This is a genomic window from Pseudomonas sp., assembly GCF_041601375.1.
In the GTDB taxonomy this organism is placed as follows: Bacteria; Pseudomonadota; Gammaproteobacteria; order Pseudomonadales; family Pseudomonadaceae; genus Aquipseudomonas.
The window spans coordinates 1-4,793 of the sequence record NZ_JBFIIG010000256.1; the positions used below are offsets into that span (position 1 = coordinate 1).

Consider the following 4,793-nt stretch of genomic DNA (forward strand, 5'->3'; position numbering starts at 1 on the left):
GTTCGCCGCGCAACCCGTGCAGAGCGCGGCGGCGCCGAAAAGCCCTGCGCGCCCGCAAAAACCGCTGAAAGCCGAGACCGAGGTGCACTGCATCTACATCCTCGAGGACGAGGTCAGCATCGGCGAGAACATGCGCCTGACGCTGAGCAACTTCGGCTACCACGCCGAGCATTTCAGCCGCATCGCCGACTTCGACGCGGCGCTGCAGCGGCGCCTGCCGGATGCGCTGATCATCGACGTCAACCTCGGCGATACCGCACAAACCGGCCTGAGCTACGCCGCTGCCCTGCAACAGCGCCTGGAGCAACCGCTGCCGCTGCTGGTGATCACTACCGAGGACGACTTCGCCACCCACCTGCAAGCGGTGCGCATCGGCGCCATGGGTTACTTCACCAAACCGGTCGACATTCCCCAGCTGGAAAACCGTCTGGAGCGCTGCTTCGCCCAGCAACAGGGCGAGCCCTACCGGGTGCTGATCGTCGACGACGACCACGACCTGGCCAGCCGCTACAGCCTGATCCTGCGCGGCGCCAACATGCTGGTCGAAGTGCTCGACACACCGTCGGAGATCTTCGCCGCCATGAGCCGTTTCAACCCGGAGGTGGTGCTGCTCGACGTCAACATGCCGGACTGCACCGGCCCCGAGCTGGCGCAGATCATCCGCTTCAACGACGATTGGCTGCGGGTGCCGATCATCTACCTGTCGGCGGAGACCGACATCACTCGGCAGATGAATGCCCTGATCAAGGCAGGCGACGACTTCGTCAGCAAGCCCATCGCCGACAACGCCCTGGTCACCACCGTGTTTTCCCGCGCCCAGCGCGCCCGCCTGTTGAGCATCGCCCTGTCACGCGACAGCCTGACCGGCCTGCTCAAGCATGCCGACATCAAGGAGCAGGTCGGCATCGAGCTGGAGCGCGCGCAACGCAGCGGCAAACCGGCCAGCGTGGCGATGCTCGACATCGACTTCTTCAAGCAGGTCAACGATAGCCATGGCCACGTCGCCGGCGACAACGTGATTCGCGCCCTGGCCAACTTGCTGCGCCAGCGCCTGCGCCGGGTCGACAGCCTGGGCCGCTATGGTGGCGAAGAGTTTCTCGTGGTGCTGCCCGACTGCCCGGCCGACCAGGCCCTGCGGGTGCTCGACGAAATACGTCAACGCTTTGCCGAGCTGCACTTCATCGCCAGCGACAGCGAGTTCACGGTCACCCTGAGCGCCGGTATCGCCTCGACCGAAGCAGGCGCAAAGGATGCCGGCGAACTGCTGGAGCGAGCCGACCGCGCCCTCTATGTGGCCAAGCACGGCGGCCGCAACCAGGTCAGTCAATCCTGACCGGGTAGCCCGCCGAGACGACGCAGGCGTCATTATGCCCGCAGCCCCCCTTGGGCCTGCTCAATAGCAGTCATGGGCACCCTGCTGTCGGTGTGCGCCTTGGCCTCGTGAAATAAATAGTGTATTTTTCATGAAATTATATCTTATTAATTTCATTAGGCGCGCCGTGTTCAAACAATCCGCCCAGCATGTCGCCAGTTACTACGCACGTACCTATCCTGGCCCGCTTGCCTTGCGGCCAACCCTGCACGACCGGCTGAACTGCGATGTACTGATCGTCGGCGCCGGCTTCAGCGGCCTGCACACGGCCTTGCGCCTGGCCCTGGCCGGCAAGCGGGTGATCCTGCTGGAAGCCAGCCGGGTGGCCTGGGCCGCCTCCGGGCGCAATGGCGGCCAGGCGCTGCTCGGCTGGTCCTGCGACATGCCGCCGCTGGAGCAGGCCCTCGGCCAGGAACGCACCCGCCGCCTGTGGGACAGCATGCGCTGGGCCGCCGCGGAGCTGCGCGAACTGCCCGGGCGGCATGGCTTCGACGTCGACTATCGGGTCGGCAGCCTGTGGGCCGCCGTGCAACAGCGACGCATCGCGCAACTGCGGGAGGCGCAACGCGACGCGGTGGAGAAGTGGGGCTACGAACACCTGCGTTTTATAGGCCGCGAGGAACTGCCCGAGTGGATCGCCAGCCCGCGCTACCTGGCCGCACTCTACGACCCCGAGGCCGCCCACCTCAACCCGCTGAAACTGGCCCAGGGCCTGGCCAGCGCCATCGAGCAGGCCGGCGGGCAGATCTTCGAACAGAGCCAGGTGCTGGAGTATCACGAAACCAGCGCAGGCTTCGTCGCCCGCACCGCCCAGGGCGAAGTGCGCAGCGATGTACTGGTACTGGCCTGCAACGCCTACATCGATGGCCTGGATCGCCAACTGGCCAGCCGCCTGCTGCCGGTCGGCTCTTACCAGGTCGCCACGGCGGTGCTCGACCCCGAGCTGGCGCGCTCGCTGCTGCCGCGCAACAGCTGCGTGATCGACAACCAGTTCGTTCCCGACTACTTCCGCCTGACCCCGGACCAGCGCCTGCTGTTCGGCGGCGGCTGCACCTACCTGGGCGGCATCCCCAAGGACGTCGCTGGCGCCACCCGGCCCTATCTGGAGCGGGCATTCCCGCAACTGCGCGGGGTCGAACTGGAATTCGCCTGGGGCGGGCATATCGACGTCAGCATGAAACGCACCCCGGATATCGGCCGCCAGGGCCAGCGCTACTGGCTGCAAGGCTTCTCCGGCCACGGCGTGCTGCCGACCCTGGCCGGCGCCCGTGCGGTGAGCGAGGCGATCCTCGGCGACGCGGAACTGCTGGGGCTGTACCAGGCCATTGGCAACCCGCGCTTCCCCGGCGGTACGCTACTGGCTGCGCCGCTGGAAGCCGCTGGCAAGGCCTGGTACCGGCTGCGCGATATCGTCTCATATCCGTAGGCTGGAAAACCGCGAAGCGTTTTCCGGCAACGGCCGGTGGATGAAAAAAGCGCCATCCACCCTACAACAGCCTCACAGGAACTCACATGGACATGCAGGACGAAATCGAAGGTCTGGCGATACTGATTCGCGACCTGCGCAAGCACAAGAACCTCACCCTCGGCGAGCTGGCCGAGCGCATCGGCCGCTCGGTGGGCTTCCTCTCCCAGGTCGAACGCGGCCTGTCGCGTCCGACCGTGGCCGACCTTACCGCGATCAGCGAAACCCTGGGCGTGCCAACCACCTATTTCTACAGCCTGAGCAAACCGCGCGCACTGCCCTGGGTGACCCGCCCCGGCGAGCGGCGCACGCTCTACTACGCCGGCGGCATCACCGACGTGCTGGTGTCGCCGCGCATGTCGGCCGGTTTCTCCATGCTCGAAAGCCACCTGGCGCCCGGCGCCAGCAGCGGCGAAGGCCACCTGGACGACAGCTCCGAGCAGGGCGGTTTCGTCCTCGAGGGCGAGCTGAGCATCTGGCTGGGCGACGACCCGCAAGCCGTGACCCTGGGCCCCAACGACAGCTTTCAATTGCCGCCGCACAGTCAATTCCGTTACGCCAACCTCACCGAGCAACCCACTCGGGTGCTCTGGGTGTTCAGATGATTCAGCCAAAACCTACTGCGCTCGACCATGCTGCGTTGAAAGCAGGCTCGGACTGCTCATGTACCACTTGTACACTCCGCGTCCTCGCCTGCTTTCGCCTTGCCTGTCCTTCGCTCGCTACGGTTTTGATCTGATCACGCCCAGCATTTATGAAGATCAAGGACAAGAACATGAGAATCTCAACACCCGACCTGCTCAGCGAAGTACGCGCCTTTCGCGCCCAATACCCGGCGGTGCGCTACGTCGACCTGATCGGCCTGGACATCCCCGGGCACTTCTACGGCAAGCGCTATCCCGTCGAGATGCTGGAAAAGGTCGCCGCCGGCAGCCCGCTGAAGATCCCGCAGAACTGCGTGCTGCTCGGCGTCCAGGGCGGCCTGTACCCGATCGGCGACTACTGCTTCAACGACGGCGACCCGGACGCGCCGCGCCGCCTGATCCCCGGCACGCTCAAGCCGGTGCGCTGGGAAAGCCAACCGCTGGGGCAGATGCTGATCAGCTCCGACGGCACCGCCGCGCCCATCGAGTTCGAGCCGCGCGAGGTGCTCGCCCGCGTGCTCAAGCGCCTGGAAGCACGCGGCATCCGCCCGGTGGTGGCCTTCGAACTGGAGTTCTACCTGTTTGACCGCGCGCTCAAGGACGGCCTGCCGCAATTCCCCCGCGACCCACTGTGTGGCGATGCCGACGACCAGCCGAACATGCACATCGAACGCCTGTCGCGCTTCTCCGACGTGCTCCACGAGATCGTCGAGGCGGCCAACGAACAGGGGGTCGACGCCAACGTGATCACCGCCGAACTCGGTCCCGGCCAGTTCGAGATCAACTTCGGCCACTGCGACGACGGCCTGCGCGCCGCCGACTGGGCCGCCCTGTTCTGCCGCAGCACCCGTGGCGTGGCACTCAAGCACGGCCAGCGCGCCAGCTTCATGAGCAAGCCCTACCTGCAGGCGCCGGGCAGCGGCATGCACGTGCATGTCAGTCTGTACGACGCGGCCGGCAACAACCTGCTGGCGGCGGACGAGCAGCGCCCGCTGCGCCATGCCGTGGCCGGCTGCCTGGAACTGCTGCCGCACTGCATGCCGATCTTCGCCGCCAACCACAACGCCTACCGCCGCTACGGCGCCATGGTCAACGCCGCCAGCCGCGCCAGCTGGGGATACGAAGACCGCGACGCGTGCATCCGCATCCCCGAGTCGGACGGCCGCAACCTGCGCATCGAACACCGCCTGGCCGGCGCCGACGCCAATCCTTATCTGGTCTTGGCCGCCATCCTCACCGGCCTGGAGCACGGCCTGGACGCCCAGCGCGAACCCATCGCCCCGCTCAACCAGGACCGCCAGAGCGGCATCGA

The 4,793-nt window shown here is 66.4% G+C and carries 4 protein-coding genes; all 4 read left to right on the plus strand.

All coding sequences use genetic code 11. The features are described 5' to 3' along the window. Nucleotides 1–1,333, plus strand: a 1,333-nt coding sequence (locus ABZE94_RS20450) for a diguanylate cyclase (RefSeq protein ID WP_372877915.1), incomplete at its 5' end; no start/stop codon positions are given. 166 nt (nucleotides 1,334–1,499) lie between these two features. Beyond that, nucleotides 1,500–2,798, plus strand: a complete 1,299-nt coding sequence (locus tag ABZE94_RS20455; RefSeq protein ID WP_372877917.1) for an NAD(P)/FAD-dependent oxidoreductase — start codon at nucleotides 1,500–1,502, stop codon at nucleotides 2,796–2,798. A gap of 86 nt (nucleotides 2,799–2,884) precedes the next feature. Then, nucleotides 2,885–3,442 carry a helix-turn-helix domain-containing protein gene (locus ABZE94_RS20460; protein WP_372877918.1) on the plus strand — a complete coding sequence of 186 codons (558 nt, stop codon included), beginning with the start codon at nucleotides 2,885–2,887 and terminating at the stop codon, nucleotides 3,440–3,442. A gap of 170 nt (nucleotides 3,443–3,612) precedes the next feature. Further along, nucleotides 3,613–4,793: glutamine synthetase family protein (locus tag ABZE94_RS20465; protein ID WP_372877920.1), on the plus strand; the 1,181-nt coding region annotated here is incomplete at its 3' end.

What these genes read in the sequence shown, in the direction of transcription:
- ABZE94_RS20460 (WP_372877918.1), top strand. Translation starts at nt 2,885, where the DNA reads ATGGACATGCAGGACGAAATCGAAGGTCTGGCGATACTGATTCGCGAC.